The following is a 20,420-nucleotide window of genomic DNA, read 5'->3' on the forward strand; positions in this document are numbered from 1 at the left end:
GTAGCGCGCCGGTCTCACCGGCCCGCGCGCGCCGCCTCGCCGGGCCGTCTCCACGTACGACGGGCACACCCCTGGGCAATCGTCCCCGCCGTACGTGTCCCAGCACAGCCGACGCCCGAGATCCGACCCGCCGGTGGCATCCGGGTCGTCTGTCAACGCACCGGAAACGGCGACCAGACAAGAGGTGAGCATGTTCTCCCGGCAGAGCTTCGCGGGATGGTACCAAAATCGATTCGTGTGGGTGGCGGCGATCCTGACCTTGACGGCCGGCGCGGTCGTACTGACCAACTCGGCCGGATCGGAAGCCGAGCCGACGGATCTGCGGACACGGATCATGGCCCGAATGCGGAGCACGCTCGAACAGGTGGACCCGGGGCAACACCACCACGCTGGACATGACGCACCGCACGCCGCCACCGAGGGCAGGACGAAACCGGCGGTGATCTGCGGAGTCCGCGTCTACGGTCACGAGCCGGCGGAAGCCACCGCCCTCGCCGACGTGCGAACGGTCTACGGCTTCCGCCTCTGCGGGATCGCCGAGCAGAAGCGTCCGTGGGACTGGGCCGTCAAGCTCGTCGGTCCGGTGATCATGGACATGTCCATCGAGCCTCCCGGCATTCGGGCGGTCGAGGCGAGCGCCGACGTCGCGTTCGTCGACCGGCTGCGCGAGATGTTCCCGCAGAAGTACGTGGAGCAGGCGCGCGAGGAGGCGCTGACCGGGCCGGAAATGGCAGACCTGCGTCGCCGGTACGACGCCGCGGCCGGGCTCTGACCGCGCCAGGAGGACCGGAACCGGCGGCCGGGCCCGGCGAGCGATCCCGGCCGGCGGGTGCGTCCGCACGGGCCGGTACGACCGGACGCGACGCGTCAGCCGTCGCCCAGCGACACCAGCAGCTCCTGCGGACGGTGGTCGGAGACGCCGCCCGCGTCGCCGAAGCGGTAGGAGTGCACCCGCACCGCCGGCGAGGCGAGCGCCCAGTCGAGCCGCCACCACCGCGGCCAGCCGGCGGACTCCGCCCAGCTCGCCGGGTAGAGCGACGGCATCGCGTGACCGGCGTCGCGCAGGCCGTCGGGCAGCTTGCGCAGGTCACCCATCGCCGGGCTGGTGTTCAGGTCCCCGGCGAGCAGCACCGGATGGGGGTTGGACCCCACGTCACGGGCCAGCGCCCGCCACTGCGGTTCCCGCTGGGCGTGCTGCTCACGCAGCACCCGGTAGAAGTCGCCGTCGAACGGGCCGTGCTCGGGCGAGAGCTGCACGGGCAGATGCAGGTTGTACGCCGACAGCACGCGGCCGCCGCCGAGGTCCAGGTCGGTGCGGAGGGTCTTGTAGCGCCACTGGTCGCCGGCTCCCGCCACCGCCGGCGGCAGGCCGACCGGCTCCAGCGGCACCTGCCGCAGCACCGGCAGCCGGGAGACGGTGACCAGCTCGCCGACGACCACGACCTGGAAGCCGGGGAACTCGGCGCGCAGCCGGTCGAGCGTGGCCGGCGTCGGTCCGGCGCTCTTCTCGTACCAGTATTCCTGCAACAGGTAGAGGTCGGCGTCCGCGTCGCGCAGCGACCGGTACAGCGCCTCGGTCTCGCCCCCCTCGTCCCAGTAGCCGGTGTTCCAGACGAACACGCGCAGGGCGTCGGGCGGGGCCGGGCCGTCCCCGCCCTGCCATCGGCGGACGTTGACGCCGCTCTGCCCCGCGCCGAGCAGCAACGCGGCGGCGGCGAGCAGCGCCACCGTGCGGCGCCGCCGCCGGACCGCCGCCGCGCCGGCCCCCAGCACCAGGGGCGCCAGGAGAAAGAAGAGCGGCGGCACGGCGTCCACCGCGAGCCAGAGCCACCAGCGCCCGCTGAGCGCCAGGTGCGCGACGGTGAACGCGAGCCAGAGCGCGCCGGCGCCGGCCAGGACCGCCGCCGGCCAGCGCCGAAGCCGCGCGGTGGCGGGCGGCGTCGGCTCGGTGCCGGCGGCGGTCACCGGCGCGGCCGTCGTCACGCCGATTCCCACCGGGGGGTGCCCTCGACCGGGAACGAGGCGTCGTAGAGCTGCCGGAACGTGCGCGACAGCAGCCACTGCGCCGCGCCGGTCGCCACCCCGGCGGTGATCGTGACGTTGACCAGGAAGTGCAGGCCGGCGAAGCCGAGCAGGGACGGCAGGCCACGCCGGCGCAGCACGAAGCCGTACATCCCGGCGTCGCAGGCCAGGGAGGCGGCGAGCAGCGCGGCGGGAACCACCGCTCCCCACGGCCCCAGCAGCAGCGGTACGGCCAGCGCCGGCAGGGCGGCGAACGCGGCGAGACTGCCCCAGGCGCGCGAGGCGGTCTCGAAACCCTTGCCGAAGCGGCGGGCGCGTGCGTAGAGCGGGATGCGCAGCCGTCCCCGGTGGAACAGCTTGCGCAGCAGCCCGGAGAGCTCGTGGTCGTGGTCGTGCCGCCCGCGTACCTCGGAGGTGAGCAGCATCCGATGCCGGCGGGTCAGCCGGTAGCCGTAGTCGACCTCCTCGGTCTGCCGCAGCGCCGGGTTGAACGGCCCGACCTCGTCGTAGACGGCCCGCCGGATGACGCACATGGCCGGGAAGAGGAACGACACGTCGCCTTCGGAGCTGATCGACCAGTAGTGGTACTGCAGGCCGCGGTACCGGGAGACCACGGTGTCGTGGAGCAACGGCTCGGCGTCCTGGATGCCGCAGACCGCCCCGACGGCGGGGTCCTCGACGAGCAGCCGGACCGCGGTGGCCACCGCGTCGGGTGCCAGCGCCAGGTCGGAGTCGACGTAGCAGATCAGGTCGCCGCGGGTCGCCGCGGCGCCGACGTTGCGGGCGGTGCCGCAGCCGCCGTTGACTCCCGTGCTGACCACGGGGACGCCGAGGGCGCTGGCCACCGCGACGGACTGGTCCGTGCTGCAGTCGTCGACCATGAGCAGCTCGATGTTCGGGTAGGTCTGGTCGAGGATGGAGCGCAGGCACAGGTCCAGCGACTCGGCGTAGTTGTAGTTCGGCACGATCACCGAGACGAGCGGGAGTCCGTTCATCGGGTGGCGACCTCCGGTCGGTCGTAGAGCCGCCGGAACCGGCCCGAGGTCAGCCAGGCGACCACGCCGCAGGCCGCGGCGACGGCGATGACCAGGTTCAGGAAGAAGTGCATCGCGACGAAGTAGACCAGAAAGAGCGGCCCGCGTTCGACCCGTACGAACCGGTGCATCGGCAGGTCCCCGGCGAGGAAGGCGACGAACGCGGCCAGCGGCACCAGCAGGTAGGCCGGGCCGAGCAGCAGGGGCAGGGCGGCGGTGAGCAGTGCCAGCGGGGCGGCGATGCTGACCCAGGCCCGGGGGCCGCTGCTCAGCCCGCCGGGGAACTCCGGTTTGCGGGCGTACATCGGGATGTGCAGCGCCGTGCGGGTGAACACCTTGCGCACCAGCACCCCCAGCTCGTGGTCGTGGTCGTGCACGCCGCGCACCCGCGGGGAGAGCAGGATCCGGTAGCGCTGCGCGAGCCGCATCCCGTAGTCGGCGTTCTCAGTCTCCCGCAGCCGGGGGTTGAACGGCCCGATCTCGGTGAACACCCGCGCCGGCACGGCCAGCAGCGCGGTGTAGAGCGTCATGATCGGTCCCTCGTCCGCGATGAGCCAGTAGGACTGCTGGAGGCAGCGGTACTCCTCCAGGAGGCTGTCGCGGATCAGCGGCACCGGGTCGTAGTTGCCGCAGACCGCCCCGATCGTCGGGTCGGCGGCCAGCAGCTCGACCGCGTTGGCCACCGCGTCGGGCTTGGCCGCCACGTCGGAGTCGATGAAGAACAGGATCTCGCCCGCCGCGGTCGCCGCGCCGAGGTTGCGGGCCGCGGCCGGCCCGCCGTTGCGTGGCGTACGCACGACCCGCGCGCCGTGGGCCTCGGCGACCGCGACCGAGTCGTCGGTGCTGCAGTCGTCGACCACGATGATCTCCAGATGCGGATACGTCTGTGCCCGCAGGGAGTTGAGGCAGAGATGCAGCGCGCGGGCGTAGTTGTAGTTCGGCACGATGACCGACACCAGGGGATGGTTCATCTGTCCGTCCAGGTCAGCAGGTGGGGATAGCGGGCGGTGATCTGTGCCAGGGCCAGCGTGGTGCCAGCGAGTACGGCGCAACCGACGATCATCCGGTCGCGCAGCAGCATCCGGATCGGGTCGCCGCCGGTGCGCAGCACGAGCACCGCCTGCAGGTAGCGGAACGCGGCGAGCAGTCCCAGCGGTACGACGATCGCCAGCGCGACGGGCGGGTAGGCGTCGATCGGCGCGTCGACGTGCAGGTAGAGCAGGAAGGCGGTGCCGGCCAGGGAGGCGGTGAGACCGAGCAGGTGGTCGGCGAGCAGCAGGTTGTAGCCGACAAGCGCGGGCCGGTGCGGCGTGCCGAGGGCGGCCAGCTCGTGCCGGCGCTTGCCGAAAACGAGCACCAGGCAGCCGCTGAACACCGCGGTGAGCAGGAGACTGGAGGCGGTCGCGCCGGTCGCGGCGTAGCCCTGCATGACGCGCAGCACGAAGCCGGCCGAGACCACGCAGACGTCCAGCAGCGGCACGTGCTTGAGCCACCTGCTGTACGCGGTGCTCAGCGCGAGGTACGCGACCAGCGGCCACCACGTCATCGCCGGCCCGTTGACGGTCAGCGTGGCCAGCAGCACGGCGAGGACGACCGCGTACGCCCCGGCCACCGGTACGGAGACGTGGCCGGCGGCGATCGGCCGACGCCCCTTTGCGGGGTGCGCCCGGTCCAGGCGGTGGTCGGCGATGTCGTTGACGACGTAGATCACCGATGAGGCGAGCGTGAACGCGGCCACCGCCCAGACGCACCGCCACAGCGCGGTCGCCGTCCAGACCGGCGTGTCGGTCAGAGCCAGCGGGACGGCGAGCAGGTTCTTGACGGCGTGGCCCGGCCGGGCCAGCGCCACGAGGTGTCGCAGCAGCGTGGGCACGCGCGCGACGGGTCCGGTGGCGACCGGGGCGACCGGCTCCACCACGCTTTCGACGGCGGTCATCAGGGCCCCTGTCAGAAGAAGATCTTCGCGGCGGCGAGGGCGCCCTGCCGCCAGGGATCACGGCTGGTCCGCCCGTCCCGCGCCGGGCGCTCACGGTGCCGCTCGGTCCGCCACCACTCGAAGGTGCGCAGGATGGCGTCCTGGTTGGACAGCTTCGGCTGGAAGCCCAGCCGCTGTCGGGCCTTGTCGATGCTGACGTACGAGTCGGCCATCAGCTTGTGCAGCAGTCGGCCGTAGACCGGCGAGAGCCGGCTGCGTTCCAGCAGGCTGAGCGCGGCTAGCGCCGGCCGGGCCGGCAGCGAGACCACCCGCCGGCCGTGGCCGGCGGCGTCCAGGACCGCCTGGAAGTCCTCCCGGAGGGTGCCGAAGCGCTCGGCGGCCAGGTTGTACGTGTCGTTGGCTACCTCGTCGGGGGCGTGCAGGACGGTCACCACCGCGTCGACGAGGTCGTCGACGGCGAACATCTGGATCCGCACGTCGCCGCGGCCGAGGACCGGAAAGTTGCGGCCCTCCTCGGCCCACTCGAAGAGCATCGAGAAGAGTCCCATCCGGCCGGGGCCGAGGAAGGTCTTGGGTCGCAGCACCGCCACCGGCAGGCCGGCGCGGTGCCGGACGGCGATCTCCTCGGCCGCCGCCTTGGCCGCGCTGTAGGTGTCCACCGGCGCGTGCGGGTGTTCCTCCGGGGTGGGCACCCGCGTCGGCAGCCCGTAGACGGCGGTCGACGAGACGTGCACGACCCGGGCCACCGCGGCCCGATCCGCAGCGGCGAACACGGCCCGCGTGCCCTCGACGGTGACGGAGCGGATCTGGTCGGCCGGGTAGCTGGGCAGCGCCGCCGCGCAGTGGATGACGACGGTGGCGTCGGCGAAGGCGCGGTCCAGCAGGCGGGAGTCGCGGACGTCCCCGACGTGGGTGACTCCGTCTTCCGGCCGCAGGTCGACACCGCGTACGTGGTGGCCTTCGGCGCCGAGGCGGTCGACCAGCCGGGAGCCCAGCATGCCCGCCGCGCCGGTGATCGCGATCACCACAGCGATCCCACCTTCTGCGCGACGAACCGGGTGACCAGCCGGTTCAGTCCCTGGGCCAGCACCTCGCCGAGGGCGTCGACGGCGCGCTGCGCGTCGGCCGGGTCGGTGACCAGCGACGGGCCGATGACCAGCGGGTTCAGTCCGTTCAGCGTGTAGTAGGTGAAGATGTCGTGGTCCCGGTAGAGCGCGTTGACGACGGCGCAGGTCACCAGCTTCGCCTTGAACCTGGGGTCCCGGGCCACGCCGCCCGGGGCGAGCCGGGAGACCAGGTCGAGCAGCTTGGGCCCGCCGTCGATCTGGACGCCCCAGAGCGCCCCGGCGCCCGCCACCCGGCCGACCGCCTCCGGGTACTCCTTGCCCAGCCGGGTCAGGGCCGGTTCCAGCACGCGTTCCAGCTCGCGGGCCCGCGCCGGGTAGTCGTCCTCCACCGCCACGTTGATCGCCTCGATGGCGGTGACGCACTCCTCCCCCATGCCGTAGTAGGTCGTGCTGGTGCTCTGCAGCAGCGCGTCGGTGAGGTTGTCGTACGCCTTGCGGAACACCGGCTCCCGGGCGACGAAGGCCGAGATGGACGACTTGCCGCCGCCGAACGACTTGCTCGTGGTCAGCACGTCCGGCACCAGGCCGGGGTAGCGCATGAAGTAGAAGAGGCTGCCCGTCTTGCCCCAGCCGGTGTAGATCTCGTCGAAGATCAGCACGATGTCGTGCCGATCGCACAGTTCCCGCACCCCGCGAAGGAAACCTTCGTCGCACCACTGAATGGTGGAGGCGCTGAACGGTTCGACGATCAGGGCATAGACGTCGCCGGGGTGCGCCTCGATAGCCGATCGGACGGAATCCAGGTCGCCGTAAGTAAACGGGACGATTCCGGGGATTGTCGGAAAATCGAAGTGGGGCTGACCGGTCAGTCCGCCGGAGCCGAGCAACTTTCCGTGGAAACCGCAGTCCGCCCGCAGGATGGTTCCCCGACGGCCGCCGTGGTATTTGAAGGCGAGCTTCACCGCACCCTCCACCGCCTCCGCACCGGAGTTGGGGAGAAACGACATCGAGAGGTCGCCGGGAAGCAACTGCGCCAGGTTGTGGCCGAGCGCCGCGAGGTATGGCGAGAAGTGCGTTTTGTGCACCTCCATCCGCTGGCGCTCAGCGAACCGTTGCCGGGCCGCCACGATGCGTGGATGGTTGTGGCCGTGGTTGAGCACCCCCACGCCGCCGGTCAGGTCGAGGACCCGCCGGCCGTCGCGTAATGTCAGGTAGGCGCCCTCGGCGTGCTCGACCAATTCCCGGCCGAACCCGAACGAGGTCATGAGATTGACCTGGCTTGCGTTCACGTACCGCCGATAGAGGTCGTGCACCTCGCGAACGGTGAGCCGCTCGCATTCCTCGACGCTGACCAGATTGGGCATGCCGCGACGCTATCCAGCGCCCCGAAATCTTTCCTGGACCGAGGCTGGATGGAACTTTGACTACGCAAGGCAACCCTTGCGGGAGGGGGTTGCCGGTCGATAACTTGGTCGCGGCCCGACGGAATTCCCAGCGTCAATATTACTTACGAATTACCCTACTTCCCGGTGAGGTGCTGATCATGCCGCCGACGGTGTCGGTCATCATCCCCGCCCACAACAGCGCGAAGACCCTGGGCGCCTGTCTCGAGGCGGTCTACCGGCAGCGACAACCGGTGACCGAGGTCATCGTCGTCGACGACGCGAGCACCGACGAGACCCGGGAGATCGCGCGGCGGTTCCCCTGTCGGCTGCTGGTCACCGACCGCAACGCCGGGCCAGCCGCCGCCCGCAACCGCGGCATCCAGGCCAGCACGGGCGAGCTGCTCCTCTTCCTCGACTCCGACTGCGCTCCACAACCGGACGCCCTGGAGAACGCCCTCGCGATCCTGCGCGGCGAGCCGGACGTCGCCTGCGTACACGGCATCTACGCGCTCGAACCCCTGATCGACGACGGGCCGGTCGAGGCGTACCGGCTGCTGCACGGGCACTACTGGCGGCTACGCAACGTCGGGCGGGTGCGCACGACCCTCTTCGCGGTCTGCCTCATCCGCCGCGAGGTCTTCACCTCGGTCGGGCTGTTCGACGAGAACCTGCGCGCCTCGGAGGACGTCGAACTCGGCGACCGGATGGGCGACAGGTACGGCATCGTCCTCACCGACACCGTCGTCTGCCGACACGACGACGACAGCCGGCTCGGGGCGCTGCTGCGCAAGCAGTTCCACCGCTCGCAGCTGCTGATCCCGGTGGCCCTGGCCGAACGCGGACCGGCGGGCATCCGCGCCAACAGCCCCGTGGCCCTGGTCGCCGCGACGTTGGTGCCGGCGACCCTGCCGCTGGCCCCGCTCGGCGGCGGCTGGCCGGCCGCGTCGCTGCTCCTTCTCGCCCTGTTCGTGGTGGCCGAGCCCGGGCTGCTGCGGTTCGTCCTGCACCGGCGCGGGCCCGCGTACGCGGTCTTCTTCTTCGCCGTGCACCTGCTGGTCCAACTGGCCGTCGTCACGGGCGCCGTCGTGGGCGGGCTGCGCCACCTCGCCGACCGCGACTTCGGGCCGACCCGCGTGACCACCGCGAGAACGCCCCGATGACCGGCGCCCGGAAACCGGTGGCCCGGCTGGGCTCCCAGATCTGCGCGCACGCCCTGCACTACCTGCTCTTCGCCTACCGCGGCCGGCAGCTCCTGCGCCGCCGCCCCTCGCTCGGCGGTCCCCGGCGACCGACCTTCGGCGTGCCGGGCGACGACGTGGCGCTCACCGTCGACGACGGCCCGCACCCGCGGTGGACCGCGCCGATGCTCGACCTGCTCGACCGGCACGGCGTGCGGGCCACGTTCTTCCTCGTCGGCGACCGGGTGCGGGAACACCCGGAGCTGGCCCGGGAGGTGCTGGCCGCCGGCCACCTGATCGGCAACCACTCCATGACGCACCCGCAGCCGTTCGCCGCGCTGGCCCGGCACGAGATCACCGCCGAGATCGACCGGACCCAGCGCGAGATCGAGGACGCGACCGGGCACACGCCGCGGCTGTTCCGCGCCCCCGGTGGCAACTGGTCGCCCCGGGTGCTGCGGACCACCGCCGAGCTCGGCCTCGTCCCGGTCGACTGGACGGTCAACCCCAGCGACTGGCGCAGCCCCGGCATCGCCCGGATCGCCCGGACGCTGTCGCGCACCCGGCCCGGGCAGATCATGCTCTGTCACGACGGCGGCGGCGACCGGTCGCAGACCGTCGCGGCCCTGGCCGAGGTCCTCCCGAGGCTGACCGATCGCGGGCTGCGCTTCGTCACCGTCCCGGACGACCGGTAGGTGGCGCGGATGCCCCGAGGGCCCTCCCGCTGCGGGGAGCCGCCGAACGCGCGTCGAACCGTCGACTCGCCTGCCGTCCCGGACCCGCCCCGACGCCGTGGTTGTCCGGTGCCCGGACAGTGCCGTCGACAAGTGCCGAGCCGGGTCCTGGCACCCGGTTCCTCTGGTGGGGGAGACACCTGATGTCGCACGATGAACTGTCCATACTGCTCCTGGGGCCGATCCGGACCCAGCGCGGGGACACGCACCTGTACCTGGGCACACCACGGCAACGGGAGGTCCTGGCGGTGCTGGCGCTGCGCAGCGGCATGGTGATGTCCGTCGCGCAGATCGTCGACGGGATCTGGGCCGGCCGCCGGCCCGACTCGGTGGAGAACATGGTGCACACCTACATCGGCCGACTGCGTCGGGTCCTGGAGCCGCCCGGCCGGCGGCCGGCCCTGGCCCGGGTGCTCCGGTCCACCCGGCCCGGCTACACCCTCGACATCCCGTCGGACGCCGTGGACATCATCCGCTTCGAACAGGACGTCCGGGCGGCCCGCGCCGCCCGGTCCCAGGCGGACCTGTCCCGATCGCTCTACCTCTTCCAGCGGGGCCTGGCCCACTGGACCGGCCGGGCCCTGCACGAGGCGACCGGCCCGCTCGCCGAGGCCGAACGCATCCGGCTGACCGAGCTGCGCCAGGACGTCCTGGAGGAGGCGACCGGCGTACGGCTCCTGCTCGGCGACGTCGAGAACGTGGTCGCCGAGCTGCGCTGGATGCTGGCCGAGCACCCGATGCGGGAGCGGCTCTGGGAGCTGCTGCTCGTCGCGCTCGGGCAGAGTTCCCGGCGGGCGGAGGCGCTCACCGCCTTCCAGGACGCCCGCAGCACCCTCTCCGACCGGCTCGGGGTCGAACCCGGGCACCGGCTCCAGGACCTGCATCGCCGGCTGCTGCGCAGCGAACCGGTGACGGTGTGGCCGTGGTGGGAGCGCCGGGTCTCCGTCTGAGCGCGGGGCCGGGGGCCCGGGGCGCGCGGGACGTCCGACGGGCCTCCCTCCCCTGCCCCGGCAGCGGCCGGGCGCCAGCGAGGTTCAGCCCGGCGGGCCCCCTCCCCTGCCCCGGCAGCGGCCGGGCGGCCGCGGGGTTCAGCCCGGCGGGGCGGCCACTGGGGTCAGGACGAAGAAGGCGCCGGTCGCGCCGTCGGCGCAGTCCGCCGGCAGCCGCGTCGTGACGTCCAGCCCGCAGCCGCGGATCACCTCGACGAACTGCTGGGACCGGTCGACGTCGTAGATCTGCACCATGATCCGGCCCCGCGCGGTGAGCATGTCCGGCAGCCGGCGCAGCAGGTGCTCCGCCTCCGCCACCGAGAGGTAGTAGATGACCTCGCGCAGCAGGATGGCGTCGTACCGTTCCAGGCTCCGGTAGGCCCGGATGTCAGCCACCTCGTACGATGCGTCCGGCCGGTCAAGCGACCGGGCCGCCTCGATCGCCCGGCGGCTGATGTCGACGCCGTGGTAGTGCCGATACCGGCCCTGGGTCAGGGGAAGGTTGGCGCTGGTGCCGCAGCCGAGGTCGAGGATCGTCGGGCGCGGGGCCCACGTCTCGATCAGCGACAGCGGCATGGCCCCGTCGCCCGCGCCGTCCAGGTAGCCCCAGAAGCCCAGCGCGTACTGGGTGTCCCAGAGCGCCGCGTTCAGCCTCGTGCTGCGGCGCACCAGCGCCCGGACCGGGACTCCGACCAGCCGTGCCATCGTCCGCAGTGGCGCGATCGACATGCTGTCACCAACTCTCTATCGGACTCAGCCTCGGACTCAGGTGACGGGCCGGTCAGCCGACCGGCGCCGCCCGCTCGACCGGGCCGACACGGCGCCGGTGCATGTACTGGGCCACCAGCAGTCCGCCGCCGCCGATCGCCACCTCGCTCAGCGCGCAGACCAGCCGGCTGACCAGCACCACCGGCGTCGCCACGGTCACCGGCAGCACGGTGGCCAGCCCGACCATGAGCACCGCCTCACGTACGCCCAGGCCGTCCGGGGCGACCATCACCACCAGGCCGGCGACGGTGGCCGCCGCGAAGCCGGCGACGCAGATCAGGTACGACCGCAGGGGCGGCGCGCCGGCAGTCACCGCGAGCAGCCACAGGTGGTGCCCGGAGACGAGCCAGGACAGCGACTGCGCGGTGATGGCCCGACGGAGGCCGGCCGGGGACGCGGCGACCTGCGGGGGCGGTCGCCGCAGCAGCCGGGCCGACGCGCCGAGCCCTCGGTTGAGCAGGTCCGGACGGGCGAAGAGCACGACCAGGGGGACCGTGGCGAGCAGGAGCCACCCGGCGGCGCCCGACAGCAGCGCCGGCCCGGCCGCGAGCGCGACCGTCGTCCCGGTCATCGCGACCACCGCCCAGCTGAGCAGGAACACCCCGGCCAGCCGGACCGGACCCACCTCGATCTCCCTGCCCATCCGCAGCAGCAGCGGCAGGGCCACGAAACGACCCGGGACGAACTTGGCCAGGAACCCGACGAAGAAGATCCGGTACGCCGTCCACCGGTCGACCGCCGCCCCGAGGTCGACGAAGAGCGCCCGCCACGAGGCCAGCCCGAGCAGCAGCCCTGCCGAGTTGATCAGCATGGCGGCGGCCAACGCGGCGGCCACCCGGACGGGGTCGAGGCGGGCGGCGAGCGTCGCCACGGGCGTCCAGTCCTGGGCGCGCACGAACAGCACCAGACCGACGGTCAGGGCTACCACGAAGGCCGCGGTGAGGACATGGTTGGCCAGCCGCCACCAGCGGGCCCTCACCGCTGCGACACCGGGGTCACCCGACGGGCGCGGCCGGCACGGACCCGCCGCAGCAGCGCGCCGCACACCCCCAGCCCCATCCCGACGAACTCCGTCAGGTGCGTCAGCCACCGTAGCCCCGCGGCGTAGAGCAGGAACCACGGACCGCGGTGGCGCAGGGCGAACGCCAGCAGCTCCCGGTCGGCCACGACGAAGGCGGCGAGCGGGCCCAGCGCCAGCAGCGCCAGCCGGGGCGACACCAGGGCCAGCGACGCGGTGCCGACAGCCAGCGCGCTGGCCGCCATGCCCACCACCGAGGCGAGGTCGACGCGGTGCGGCGTCCGGCCCGCGCCGTCCGCGCCGTCCGCGCCGTCCGCGCCGGCCACCGGCCGCTCCCAGCGGGCCACGACCACGGCGTCGGCGTACGTCACCGCACGGCGGAACAGCTCCGACAGGTACGGCCACAGCCGGTCCACGTCGTCGTGGCGGCCGACGATCTCGTCGCTGACCCGGATCTCGTAGCGGCTCGGCACGCGGGTGCCGAACTCCACGTCCTCGGCGTCGCGCAGCCGCTCGTCGAAGCCGCCGACCAGCTCGAAGACGGCCCTGGGCACGGCGGTCAGCGCAAACATGGTGGTCGCCGTCACCCCGGTGGCCCGGCGCCGCCAGAAGTGCTCGAACAGCGTCTTGTACGCCTCGACCGGCCCGTCGTCGTGCAGCGGGCGCAGGTCGTAGATGCCCTGCACCACGCCGCAGTCGGGGTGCGCCTCGAGAGTGCGTACCACGGCAGCCAGCGCGCCGGGCGCCAGCGCGATGTCGGAGTCGACGAAGAACAACACGTCGCCGGTGGCGCGGGCGGCGCCGGCGTTGCGGGCCGCCGAGACGCCCCGGTTGACCGGGAACGCCACCACCACGCAGGGGAACCCGGCCGCGATCCGCCGCGACCGGTCCGTGCTCGCGTCGTCGACGACGATCACCTCGGCCGGCGGCGGGCTCTGGGCGTACACCGCCGACAGGCACTCGTGCAGCGTCCGCTCCTTGTTGAAGTTGGGGACGACCACGGAGATCCTCACCGGATCCGGTCCTCGATGGCGTCGGCGCGGGTCACGGTCTCACCGTCCCTCTCCTGCGGTTGGTCGTGCCGGGGCGCGGCGGGCGCCGGCCCGGTCGGGTCGGCGCCCGCCCGCGGCCCACCGGGACGCCGGGCCAGCACGCCCAACGCCACGAGCCCGACCAGCACGTACGTGTTGCTGTGCAGCAGCTCCCAGCCCCGGAAGTGCAGGTCCTCGCCGCGCAGGCCGACGAGGATCCAGGCGACGCTGGCCACGCAGAGCGTCCAGAGCAGCGCGCCGGCCAGCGCGGCGGCCCGGTCGGCCCGCGTCCGGGCCCGCGCCGCCAGCAGCACCAGCGCCGGTACGCACCAGACCCAGTGGTGGTGCCAGGAGACCGGCGAGACGAGCACGCCCGTCGTCGCGCAGGCGAGCACCCCGCGCAGCTCGTCTCCGGCGCGGGCGCAGCGGGCCGCGACGACGATCCCGGCCACCGCTGTCAGCGCCGCCACCGGCAGCCAGACGGCACGCGCGTCGGCGACGTCGCCGAGGCGCGCCAGCGCGCCGTGCAGCGACTGGTTCAGGACGGTGCGGGGATCGTCGGTGACCCGCGCGGTGTCGAGCAGGCCGCCGCCCCAGAACCTCGCCGAGTCGCTCGGCCGCCAGGCGAACCCGAGCCCGACGGTGGCGGCGAACCCGGCCAGTGCCACCCCCGCCGCGCGCCACCGGCCGGTGCAGAGCAGGTACGCCACGAAGATCAGCGGGGTGATCTTGATCCCTGCGGCAATGCCGACGCCCAGGCCCCGCCAGCGGTTCGCGGGGCCGGAGGTGAGGTCCAGCAGCACGATGAGCATGAGGAACAGGCCCACCTGACCGACCTGGAGGTGACCGGCCACCGGGAACATCGGCAGCGCCGCGACGGTGCCCGCCAGCACCGCGCCGGGGCGTACCGGCGGGCCCGCGCCGGCGGCGCGCAGCGCCACGCGCACCACCGCGGACAACGCGACGACCGAGGCCAGCGTCCAGAGCCCCACGCCGACGGCGGTGTCGACGTACGCCAGCGGTTGCAGCAGCAGCGCGGCGAAGGGCGGGTACGTGAAGCCCAGCGCGATGCCGTCCGCGCCCCGGTGGGCGACGTCGTAGAGCTGCCCGTCGCCGCCGGCGGCGGCCAGCGCGCCCGTCCGGTAGGCCGCGAGGTCGCCCCAGAACCGGCCGGTCGCCCGGTACACGACGACCGCGGCGGCGGTCACCAGCACCGGGAGCAGCAGCAGGGCGGTGGCCGGGAGCGCCGGGCCGGGGTGACGTCGCGGCCGAGAGCCGGGGTCTGGTGCCGACGAAAGGGTCATCACCGATCTCCCCCTTCAGGCGTCGGCGGGAGAACGGTAACAATCGATCACTGAACGCATCCTGTAACTGGTCTGGATTACCCACCGTCCACAGCGGCCGGATCGACACCGGCCGTCGCGCCGGACAGAACTGTCGCGATTCAGTGTGGCACCCGCAGCCCGGCGGAGAAGGCGCCCCGCAGGTCGACGTATCCGTTGATCCGCCGTACGATCGCGGCGTAGTGCGCCCGACGCGGAGCGGGCACCACTGGGTCACTCAGCGCGGCGGTCAGGTCGACGACGCGGGCCGTCGGTCGGTACTCCATCCAGGTTGGCAGCACGGTCACGGCGGTGACCTCCCAACCGCCGGACGGGGTGCGAGTAAAGGTGAATTCAGGCACAACCGCGTCCTGGGTATTTTCCGCCGAGCCGTCACTGAACCGGGTGGTCAGGTTACCCATGCCGTAGGCGACCCACTTCGCGCCGACCTTCTCGAAGGGCTGCACCACGTGCGCATGATGGCCGATGATCAGGTCGATGTCGGGCGAGGACAGTAGCCGGTTCGCGAGGTCGACCTGATCGGCGTTCGGTTCGTTCTGGTACTCCGTACCCCAATGCATCGACAGGATGACGATCTCCGCGCCGGCAACGCGGGCCCGCCGTGCTTCGGCGAGGATGGCGTCCGCGTCGATCAGATTGGCCGCCCACGGTCGTCCGGGTGGCAGTGGGATGTCATTGAAGCTCAAGGTGTACGAGAGTTGTCCGATCTTCACGCCGCCCACGTCCATGACGTTTGGGCGTTGGCTCTCCGTCGCAGTGCGGGCCGTGCCCGTATGCCGCAGGCCCACCCGGTCGAGGTTGTCGAGAGTGCGGGCGATGCCCTCGGCTCCGACGTCCAGTGAGTGGTTGGATGCGGTGGAACAGGTGTCGAATCCTGCCCATGCAGCGGCGTCGGCGAGTGCGGGGGGCACGCTGAAGTTCGGCCAGCCGGTGAACGGACCGCCAGGCTCGGCCAGGGGCGTCTCCATGTGGCAGATAGCCAGATCGGCGGCGCTCACGCGGGCGCGGACCCCGGCGAGCACTTGGGTGAAGTCGTGCCCATCGCGTCCTGCTCGGCGCGCATCGGCGGCTGCCTGCTCGGTGAGCGCGGGGTGTACGAGCAGGTCGCCGGCCGCCACCACGGTGAGTGTGGTTCGAGGTCTGGGGCTGGTGGCGGCGGTGGAGGAGTTGGGTGGCCCGCCTCTCGGCTCCCTCTCCGCCGCGTCACAGCCGCCCGCCAGAACAGCGATCATGAGCACTACCAGAGCTGACATTACCCTCATATCAGCACATAATGCCGTTGCTTCAAACAGGGCGCCGGCAAAGAGGAAGATCCCCTTCCCGGGGTGCAGGAAGAGTCAGATGTCGGCGACGTCTTGGCGAACCGTCTCCCGACGGCCTGCTCCGACGTAACCGCCCGGCTGCCGGCGGAGCTGGGCAGGCTGCACCCCCGGTGAAGGGGAAGATCTACTTGGGCCGGGCTGCGGAGATCACCTGCACCCAGGCGTCAACGACGATCGACCCTCGGCGGACACATGTCGGGGTTACTGGGGGCGAACAGCCTTGACCTGCGGCGAGCACCTACGTCTGCGGCTTCAACACCAGCGCCATCGCACGTAATCTGCGCACAACAAGGCTGTGTCAATCCCCTGGAATCGTGGAGGGCTCCGTTATGCGGCCTGGGCCTCCAGGGCGCGGGTCTCTGATCGTTCATAGTCGATGGGCGAGCGTCCGTCGCAGACGGAGTGGCGGCGGCGCCGGTTGTAGAAGTCGGTGATCCAGGTGGCGATCTTCAGCCGGGCCTCGGTACGGGTGCGGAACTGGTGACGGTGGACGTACTCGACCTTGATGGTGGAGAAGGTGGCCTCGGCCACGGCGTTGTCGAAGCACGAGCCGACCCGGCCCATCGACTGGCGTACCTTCCAGCGGGCGCACGCCCGGGCGAAGTCGGCCGAGCAGTATTCACCGGTGTCAACCAGTCGTTGCAACACGACTGTCCTGAATGGACGATAACAGATCGTTAAGGGCTTCACCGGGCGTTCTCCACCCAAGTGCCTTGCGCGGCCGGCTGTTCAATGTTGCCGCCACCGCCTCGAGTTCGCCGGTGTTCCAGCGGGCCAGGTCCGTACCTTTGGGAAAATACTGCCGGAGCAGCCCGTTGGTGTTCTCGTTCGTGCCGCGCTGCCACGGACTGTGCGGGTCGGCGAAGTAGACCTGCACGCCGGTGTCGATCGTTAGCTTCGCGTGCTGGGCGAGTTCCTTGCCGCGATCCCAAGTGAGCGTGCGACGCAACTGCTCGGGCAGGGCGGTGATCGTCGCGGCGATCGCTTCGCGGACGGCTTCGGCGCCGTGCCCCGCCAGGGCCGGGCCGTTCTTCGACCGCGCTTCGACGCCCCAACCGTCCATACGGGGCAGGTGCAGCAGCAAGGTGAAGCGGGTAGTCCGTTCTACGAGGGTGCCGATCGCGGACCTGTCCAGCCCGATGATCAAGTCACCTTCCCAGTGCCCCGGCACGGCCCGGTCCTCGACCTCGGCCGGCCGCTGGCTGATCATCACTTCCGGGGTGACCATGCCGTCGCGGCGTTGCCGGGCCCGGGCGCGCGGCACCCGCAGTGCCCGGCCGGTGCGCAGACACGCGACCAGTTCACGCTTCAGCGCGCCCCGGCCCTGGATGAACAGCGGCTGGTAGATCGCCTCATGCGAGATGCGCATGGACTCATCATCCGGGAAGTCGAGCTTCAACCGGTTGCTGATCTGTTCCGGGCTCCAGGCGGTGACCCAAGGGCGGTCTTCCGGCGGGGCTTGTTGCGTCCCTTCCAGGCCCGAGCCGTCGGCCCGGCCACGAGCTCGCCGCCAGCCCGGCGCACCGCCCCGGACAGTCGGTCCTGCACGTACTCGCGCAGCCGCGGATTGGACACCAGCTTGGCGGTCTTCGGACGCTTGGCCGCCTGCTGCGCCTTCCACTGCGCCACCGTGGCCCGATACTCCTGCTTGCCGGCCCGGGTCGCCGCGTTGCGCCGCAACTCACGCGAGATCGTCCCCGCATCGCGTCCGATCCTGCGGCCGATTTCCCGCACGCCCGTGCCCTGCGCCCGCAGCAGCGCGATCTCCTCGCGTTCGGCGAAGGACAGATAGCGGCCCGAAGGCTCGTCCAGGCTGATCGGCGGCATGCCGCCAGCGTGACGAAACCACCGCGCCCCAACCGGCCACGACACGCCAACGGCAAGCGCGGCCTCGACCGTCGTGATCCCCGTCGCGATCAGCCGTCAGAACTGCCGCTGCACAGCGCGCGAAGGCTCAGGCCGACCCGGCGACCGCATCGGCGCCCGCAGCGCCCGGTCCGCGGCCCACTGCCTCCGCGTCCCTTCCGGCACCTGCTCCAGCTTCATGCTCCTGCCCATGCACACCTCCGCGATCAAGGTGTTGCGACGGCCGGTTGAAACCGCCTTCGCTGCCCCTGTCGCTGTGGAAGATCACTCCGGCGACATCGCCGCCGCGGGTGACCGCGGCCATGTTCAACGCGGCGACGACCAGGCCGGCGTCGTGCCGGTCGCCCATGGCGTAGCCGAGGATGCGCCGGGAGTACAGGTCGATGACGGTGGCAAGGTAGAGCTTGCCCTCCTGCGTGACGATCTCAGTCATGTCGCCGCACCAGGCCACGTCCGGCGCGGGAGCGGTGAACTGGCGCTTGACCAGGTCCTCGGCGGCTGGCCGCTTGCCTTGCCGGGTCAGCCCACGCCGGCGTTTCGCTCTGGCGACCAGGCCCAGCTCGGCCATGAGCGCGGCGATCGTGTTGTCCGACACCCGCCATCCCTGCTCGCGTAACTCGTCGCCGACGCGTGGACTGCCGTAGGTGCCGCCCGAGGCGTCGAAGACGCGCCGGACCGCGTCCGTCAGCCTGGTCCGACGGTCCTGGCGGGGTGTCGGCCGACGGTCCCGCCACTTGTAGAACCACGACTCGGACACCCCCGAGGGCCCGGCAGGCCACCGCGTGCGGCACGTCGTGCTCGGTCCTCTGGGAAGCGATGAAGGCGGCCACGCTCACCGGCCCGTCGCTTCCTTGACCCACAGGACCACGGATCGCTCGAGGACATCACGCTCCATCGCCAACTCGGCGTTCTCCCGCCGCAACCGCGCCAGCTCCGCCCGCTCGTCCTCGGCCAACTGCCCAGCAGCGGCTTCGCCACGAGCGGCACGATCCTGCTGCACCCAGTTGGCCAGCGTGCCACTGTTGATCCCCAGATCACGCGCTACCTGCGCGATCGACTTCCCGGTCTCCCGCACGATCCGGACCGCGCCCGCGCGGAACTCCGGATCGAACCGGCGTCTCGTCTCAGCCATGAACCTCTATCCCTCAAATTCTGGCCTCCACGCTACGAGGGGAAAGGCACCGTGACCACAAGATCATCAATGATCTTGTGGATGCCGTGCTCAATAACCGTCGGGACGGCCGGATTCGAACCGACGACCCCTTGACCCCCAGGACGCTTCGCCACACGTCCACGCAGTCACACACGCTATCCCCAAGATCAGGCCGTGCGGTCACGTCCTGCCGCGCACCATCGCGCAGGCCGTGTGTTCCCCACCTGGTCCCCGGGACGCTGACACGCTCCAGCGACCGCTGCAGGCGGTTTAGGAAGTGCTGACACGGGCGGAAGTCGTCCGGCACTGACCTGGCGTGAACTGCGGTCCCATGCCGGCAGCCACGTCCAGGAGTTGACCGCCGTTGACCCTCGGCACCCGCCCCATCGGGCACGGAACGGGCACCGCCCGCTCCCCTGCTTTGCGCAGATCATCCGAGGGCACGTATCAGTGCGGGGGCGGTCCGCCGCGTCGGCTGCGAAAATCGCTGTCCGGTAGTCGGAGCACACTGGTAGACAGCCGGAGTGCAAAAAACTTTGACGTTCACTGATCATCTGCGGCTGATTGACGAACGGTCGACCGCTTTCCGCGCCGCGGTCGCTGCGGCGCCCAGCCTCGACGTGCCGGTGCCGAGCTGCCCGGAGTGGACGCTGTTCGATCTCGTGCAGCACCTGGGCATGGGCCGCCGCAGGGCGGCCGCCATCGTCGCCGCCGGGCCGGCCGACGCGCCCCCGGAGAAGTCCGCTTGGGACGACGGCACGGGTGCGCTTCGGGAACGCGAGGCTCTCCTGGCCTGGTGGACCGAGTCCGTCGAGCGACTGACGAGCGCGCTGCGTGAGGCCGGCCCGGACCGCGGTTGTTGGACGTTCTGGGGTGACTCGCAGTCACCGGAAACCTCCGGTGCATGGGCTCGGCGCCAGGTTCCCGAGATCGCGGTGCACACCTACGATGTCCAGCTCACCGTGGGGGTCCCGGAGCCGCTACCAGTCGAGGTCGCCCTCGACGGTTTCGACGACTGCCAGTTCACCCTCTGCTCGACGGATGTCGCCTGGCCGCACGAACCCGCCATCGTCGATTACTACGCCACCGAGGGCCGCTCTTGGCGCCTTCGGCTGTCCCGCGACGGCGCGTGGGCCGCCCGCCTCGGCGCGCCGGCTGCCAGCGAGGATCCGAACCCGGTCACGGCCGACGCCTCCGCCCGGGGCACGGCCAGTGACCTGGTCCTGTTCTTCTACGGCCGCATATCGCTGGATTCGCTGAAGTTCGAAGGTGACCGTCGCATCTTCGATCAGCTCGCAGCCTGGGACCCGTCCGCGTAACACTTTGGATGAAGTCACTGATCTCCTCGTCGGGCAGTCGTAGACCGTCCGGTGGAGGGCCCTACCGGACGAACCGTCCGGGGAAGCTGGTAGCCCTTGTGGTGCCCGGCGAGGTGATCCGCCCCGGCATCTCTGAGGAGGGCCGGGGTTCGGGGCGGAGCCGCCGGGCCGGTGGAGAGCGTGCTCAACGTCAACGCGCCGGACCTGCCGCACGGCCGGCTGCGCGGCGTGCGCCGGGGCACGCTTGCCACCTTC

At 71.7% G+C, this 20,420-nt stretch carries 19 protein-coding genes and 1 pseudogene; 5 read left to right on the forward strand and 15 right to left on the reverse strand.

Annotated features, from left to right (window positions below):
- The first annotated feature begins 190 nt into the window (after positions 1 to 190).
- On the forward strand, positions 191 to 772 hold the full coding sequence (locus tag AB0B83_RS22760) for a hypothetical protein (RefSeq protein WP_357579858.1): 582 nt from the start codon (positions 191 to 193) through the stop codon (positions 770 to 772).
- Between the two features lie 95 nt (positions 773 to 867).
- Here AB0B83_RS22760 and AB0B83_RS22765 read toward each other — a convergent pair whose 3' ends face one another.
- Genes AB0B83_RS22765 through AB0B83_RS22790 form a run of 6 tightly spaced genes read right to left on the reverse strand, consistent with a single transcriptional unit; the run spans position 868 to position 7,324 of the window.
- Positions 868 to 1,983, reverse strand: coding sequence for an endonuclease/exonuclease/phosphatase family protein (locus tag AB0B83_RS22765; RefSeq protein WP_357579859.1), 1,116 nt, complete (start codon positions 1,981 to 1,983; stop codon positions 868 to 870).
- Complete coding sequence (locus AB0B83_RS22770; RefSeq protein WP_357579860.1) at positions 1,980 to 3,017, reverse strand: glycosyltransferase family 2 protein; 1,038 nt, start codon at positions 3,015 to 3,017, stop codon at positions 1,980 to 1,982. The genes AB0B83_RS22765 and AB0B83_RS22770 overlap by 4 nt, the downstream gene beginning before the upstream one ends.
- Positions 3,014 to 4,027, reverse strand: coding sequence for a glycosyltransferase family 2 protein (locus AB0B83_RS22775; protein WP_357579861.1), 1,014 nt, complete (start codon positions 4,025 to 4,027; stop codon positions 3,014 to 3,016). Before AB0B83_RS22775 ends, AB0B83_RS22770 begins: the two co-directional genes overlap by 4 nt.
- On the reverse strand, positions 4,024 to 4,992 hold the full coding sequence (locus tag AB0B83_RS22780; protein ID WP_357579862.1) for a UbiA prenyltransferase family protein: 969 nt from the start codon (positions 4,990 to 4,992) through the stop codon (positions 4,024 to 4,026). The genes AB0B83_RS22775 and AB0B83_RS22780 overlap by 4 nt, the downstream gene beginning before the upstream one ends.
- Positions 4,993 to 5,003: 11 nt before the next feature.
- Positions 5,004 to 6,020, reverse strand: coding sequence for an NAD-dependent epimerase/dehydratase family protein (locus tag AB0B83_RS22785; protein WP_357579863.1), 1,017 nt, complete (start codon positions 6,018 to 6,020; stop codon positions 5,004 to 5,006).
- Complete coding sequence (locus AB0B83_RS22790) at positions 6,014 to 7,324, reverse strand: aspartate aminotransferase family protein (protein ID WP_357579875.1); 1,311 nt, start codon at positions 7,322 to 7,324, stop codon at positions 6,014 to 6,016. Before AB0B83_RS22790 ends, AB0B83_RS22785 begins: the two co-directional genes overlap by 7 nt.
- Positions 7,325 to 7,602: 278 nt before the next feature.
- On the opposite strand from AB0B83_RS22790, the gene AB0B83_RS22795 reads away from it, so the two are divergent.
- The 3 genes from AB0B83_RS22795 (at position 7,603) to AB0B83_RS22805 (ending at position 10,306) form a co-directional block, all read left to right on the forward strand.
- Positions 7,603 to 8,604, forward strand: coding sequence for a glycosyltransferase family A protein (locus AB0B83_RS22795; protein ID WP_357579864.1), 1,002 nt, complete (start codon positions 7,603 to 7,605; stop codon positions 8,602 to 8,604).
- Positions 8,601 to 9,317 carry a polysaccharide deacetylase family protein gene (locus tag AB0B83_RS22800; RefSeq protein WP_357579865.1) on the forward strand — a complete coding sequence of 239 codons (717 nt, stop codon included), beginning with the start codon at positions 8,601 to 8,603 and terminating at the stop codon, positions 9,315 to 9,317. The genes AB0B83_RS22795 and AB0B83_RS22800 overlap by 4 nt, the downstream gene beginning before the upstream one ends.
- Before the next feature lie 182 nt (positions 9,318 to 9,499).
- Positions 9,500 to 10,306 carry a BTAD domain-containing putative transcriptional regulator gene (locus AB0B83_RS22805; RefSeq protein WP_132234238.1) on the forward strand — a complete coding sequence of 269 codons (807 nt, stop codon included), beginning with the start codon at positions 9,500 to 9,502 and terminating at the stop codon, positions 10,304 to 10,306.
- A 138-nt stretch (positions 10,307 to 10,444) separates the two neighbouring features.
- Here AB0B83_RS22805 and AB0B83_RS22810 read toward each other — a convergent pair whose 3' ends face one another.
- The 9 genes and pseudogenes from AB0B83_RS22810 to AB0B83_RS22850 all read right to left on the reverse strand — a co-directional run bounded on the left by AB0B83_RS22810 (position 10,445) and on the right by AB0B83_RS22850 (position 18,825).
- Positions 10,445 to 11,074 (reverse strand): class I SAM-dependent methyltransferase, encoded by a 630-nt coding sequence (locus tag AB0B83_RS22810; protein WP_357579866.1) that lies wholly within the window; start codon positions 11,072 to 11,074, stop codon positions 10,445 to 10,447.
- A 52-nt stretch (positions 11,075 to 11,126) separates the two neighbouring features.
- Positions 11,127 to 12,092, reverse strand: a complete 966-nt coding sequence (locus AB0B83_RS22815) for a lysylphosphatidylglycerol synthase domain-containing protein (protein ID WP_357579867.1) — start codon at positions 12,090 to 12,092, stop codon at positions 11,127 to 11,129.
- Positions 12,089 to 13,144, reverse strand: a complete 1,056-nt coding sequence (locus tag AB0B83_RS22820; protein ID WP_357579868.1) for a glycosyltransferase — start codon at positions 13,142 to 13,144, stop codon at positions 12,089 to 12,091. The genes AB0B83_RS22815 and AB0B83_RS22820 overlap by 4 nt, the downstream gene beginning before the upstream one ends.
- Entirely contained in the window at positions 13,141 to 14,466 is a 1,326-nt protein-coding gene (locus AB0B83_RS22825) for a glycosyltransferase 87 family protein (RefSeq protein WP_357579869.1), read from the reverse strand. The genes AB0B83_RS22820 and AB0B83_RS22825 overlap by 4 nt, the downstream gene beginning before the upstream one ends.
- Positions 14,467 to 14,606: 140 nt before the next feature.
- Positions 14,607 to 15,623 carry a CapA family protein gene (locus tag AB0B83_RS22830; protein WP_357579870.1) on the reverse strand — a complete coding sequence of 339 codons (1,017 nt, stop codon included), beginning with the start codon at positions 15,621 to 15,623 and terminating at the stop codon, positions 14,607 to 14,609.
- A gap of 531 nt (positions 15,624 to 16,154) precedes the next feature.
- The gene (locus AB0B83_RS22835; protein WP_357579871.1) at positions 16,155 to 16,472 is read right to left on the reverse strand and encodes an integrase core domain-containing protein; all 318 of its coding nucleotides are present in this window, start codon (positions 16,470 to 16,472) and stop codon (positions 16,155 to 16,157) included.
- Positions 16,456 to 17,873 (reverse strand): annotated as a pseudogene (locus AB0B83_RS22840) (IS30 family transposase). The gene AB0B83_RS22835 and the pseudogene AB0B83_RS22840 overlap by 17 nt, the downstream one beginning before the upstream one ends.
- A complete protein-coding gene (locus AB0B83_RS22845) occupies positions 17,782 to 18,450 on the reverse strand; it encodes an IS3 family transposase (protein ID WP_357579872.1) in 669 nt (222 codons plus the stop codon). The pseudogene AB0B83_RS22840 and the gene AB0B83_RS22845 overlap by 92 nt, the downstream one beginning before the upstream one ends.
- Before the next feature lie 75 nt (positions 18,451 to 18,525).
- Positions 18,526 to 18,825: a transposase gene (locus tag AB0B83_RS22850; protein ID WP_357579873.1), complete on the reverse strand. Its 300-nt coding sequence runs from the start codon at positions 18,823 to 18,825 to the stop codon at positions 18,526 to 18,528.
- A gap of 557 nt (positions 18,826 to 19,382) precedes the next feature.
- Between AB0B83_RS22850 and AB0B83_RS22855 the strand changes: the two genes are divergently transcribed.
- Complete coding sequence (locus AB0B83_RS22855; RefSeq protein ID WP_357579874.1) at positions 19,383 to 20,165, forward strand: maleylpyruvate isomerase N-terminal domain-containing protein; 783 nt, start codon at positions 19,383 to 19,385, stop codon at positions 20,163 to 20,165.
- Positions 20,166 to 20,420: the final 255 nt, after the last annotated feature.

The organism is Micromonospora sp. NPDC049060 (assembly GCF_040649055.1).
GTDB classification, from domain to species: domain Bacteria; phylum Actinomycetota; class Actinomycetes; order Mycobacteriales; family Micromonosporaceae; genus Micromonospora; species Micromonospora reichwaldensis.

Bases quoted from the DNA above. Each gene is read 5' to 3' on its own strand.
- AB0B83_RS22760 (WP_357579858.1), top strand. From the start codon at position 191: ATGTTCTCCCGGCAGAGCTTCGCGGGATGGTACCAAAATCGATTCGTG.
- AB0B83_RS22770 (WP_357579860.1), bottom strand. From the start codon at position 3,017: ATGAACGGACTCCCGCTCGTCTCGGTGATCGTGCCGAACTACAACTAC.
- AB0B83_RS22775 (WP_357579861.1), bottom strand. From the start codon at position 4,027: ATGAACCATCCCCTGGTGTCGGTCATCGTGCCGAACTACAACTACGCC.
- AB0B83_RS22780 (WP_357579862.1), bottom strand. From the start codon at position 4,992: ATGACCGCCGTCGAAAGCGTGGTGGAGCCGGTCGCCCCGGTCGCCACC.
- AB0B83_RS22790 (WP_357579875.1), bottom strand. From the start codon at position 7,324: ATGACCTCGTTCGGGTTCGGCCGGGAATTGGTCGAGCACGCCGAGGGC.
- AB0B83_RS22795 (WP_357579864.1), top strand. From the start codon at position 7,603: ATGCCGCCGACGGTGTCGGTCATCATCCCCGCCCACAACAGCGCGAAG.
- AB0B83_RS22800 (WP_357579865.1), top strand. From the start codon at position 8,601: ATGACCGGCGCCCGGAAACCGGTGGCCCGGCTGGGCTCCCAGATCTGC.
- AB0B83_RS22805 (WP_132234238.1), top strand. From the start codon at position 9,500: ATGTCGCACGATGAACTGTCCATACTGCTCCTGGGGCCGATCCGGACC.
- AB0B83_RS22810 (WP_357579866.1), bottom strand. From the start codon at position 11,074: ATGTCGATCGCGCCACTGCGGACGATGGCACGGCTGGTCGGAGTCCCG.
- AB0B83_RS22825 (WP_357579869.1), bottom strand. From the start codon at position 14,466: ATGACCCTTTCGTCGGCACCAGACCCCGGCTCTCGGCCGCGACGTCAC.
- AB0B83_RS22850 (WP_357579873.1), bottom strand. From the start codon at position 18,825: ATGGCTGAGACGAGACGCCGGTTCGATCCGGAGTTCCGCGCGGGCGCG.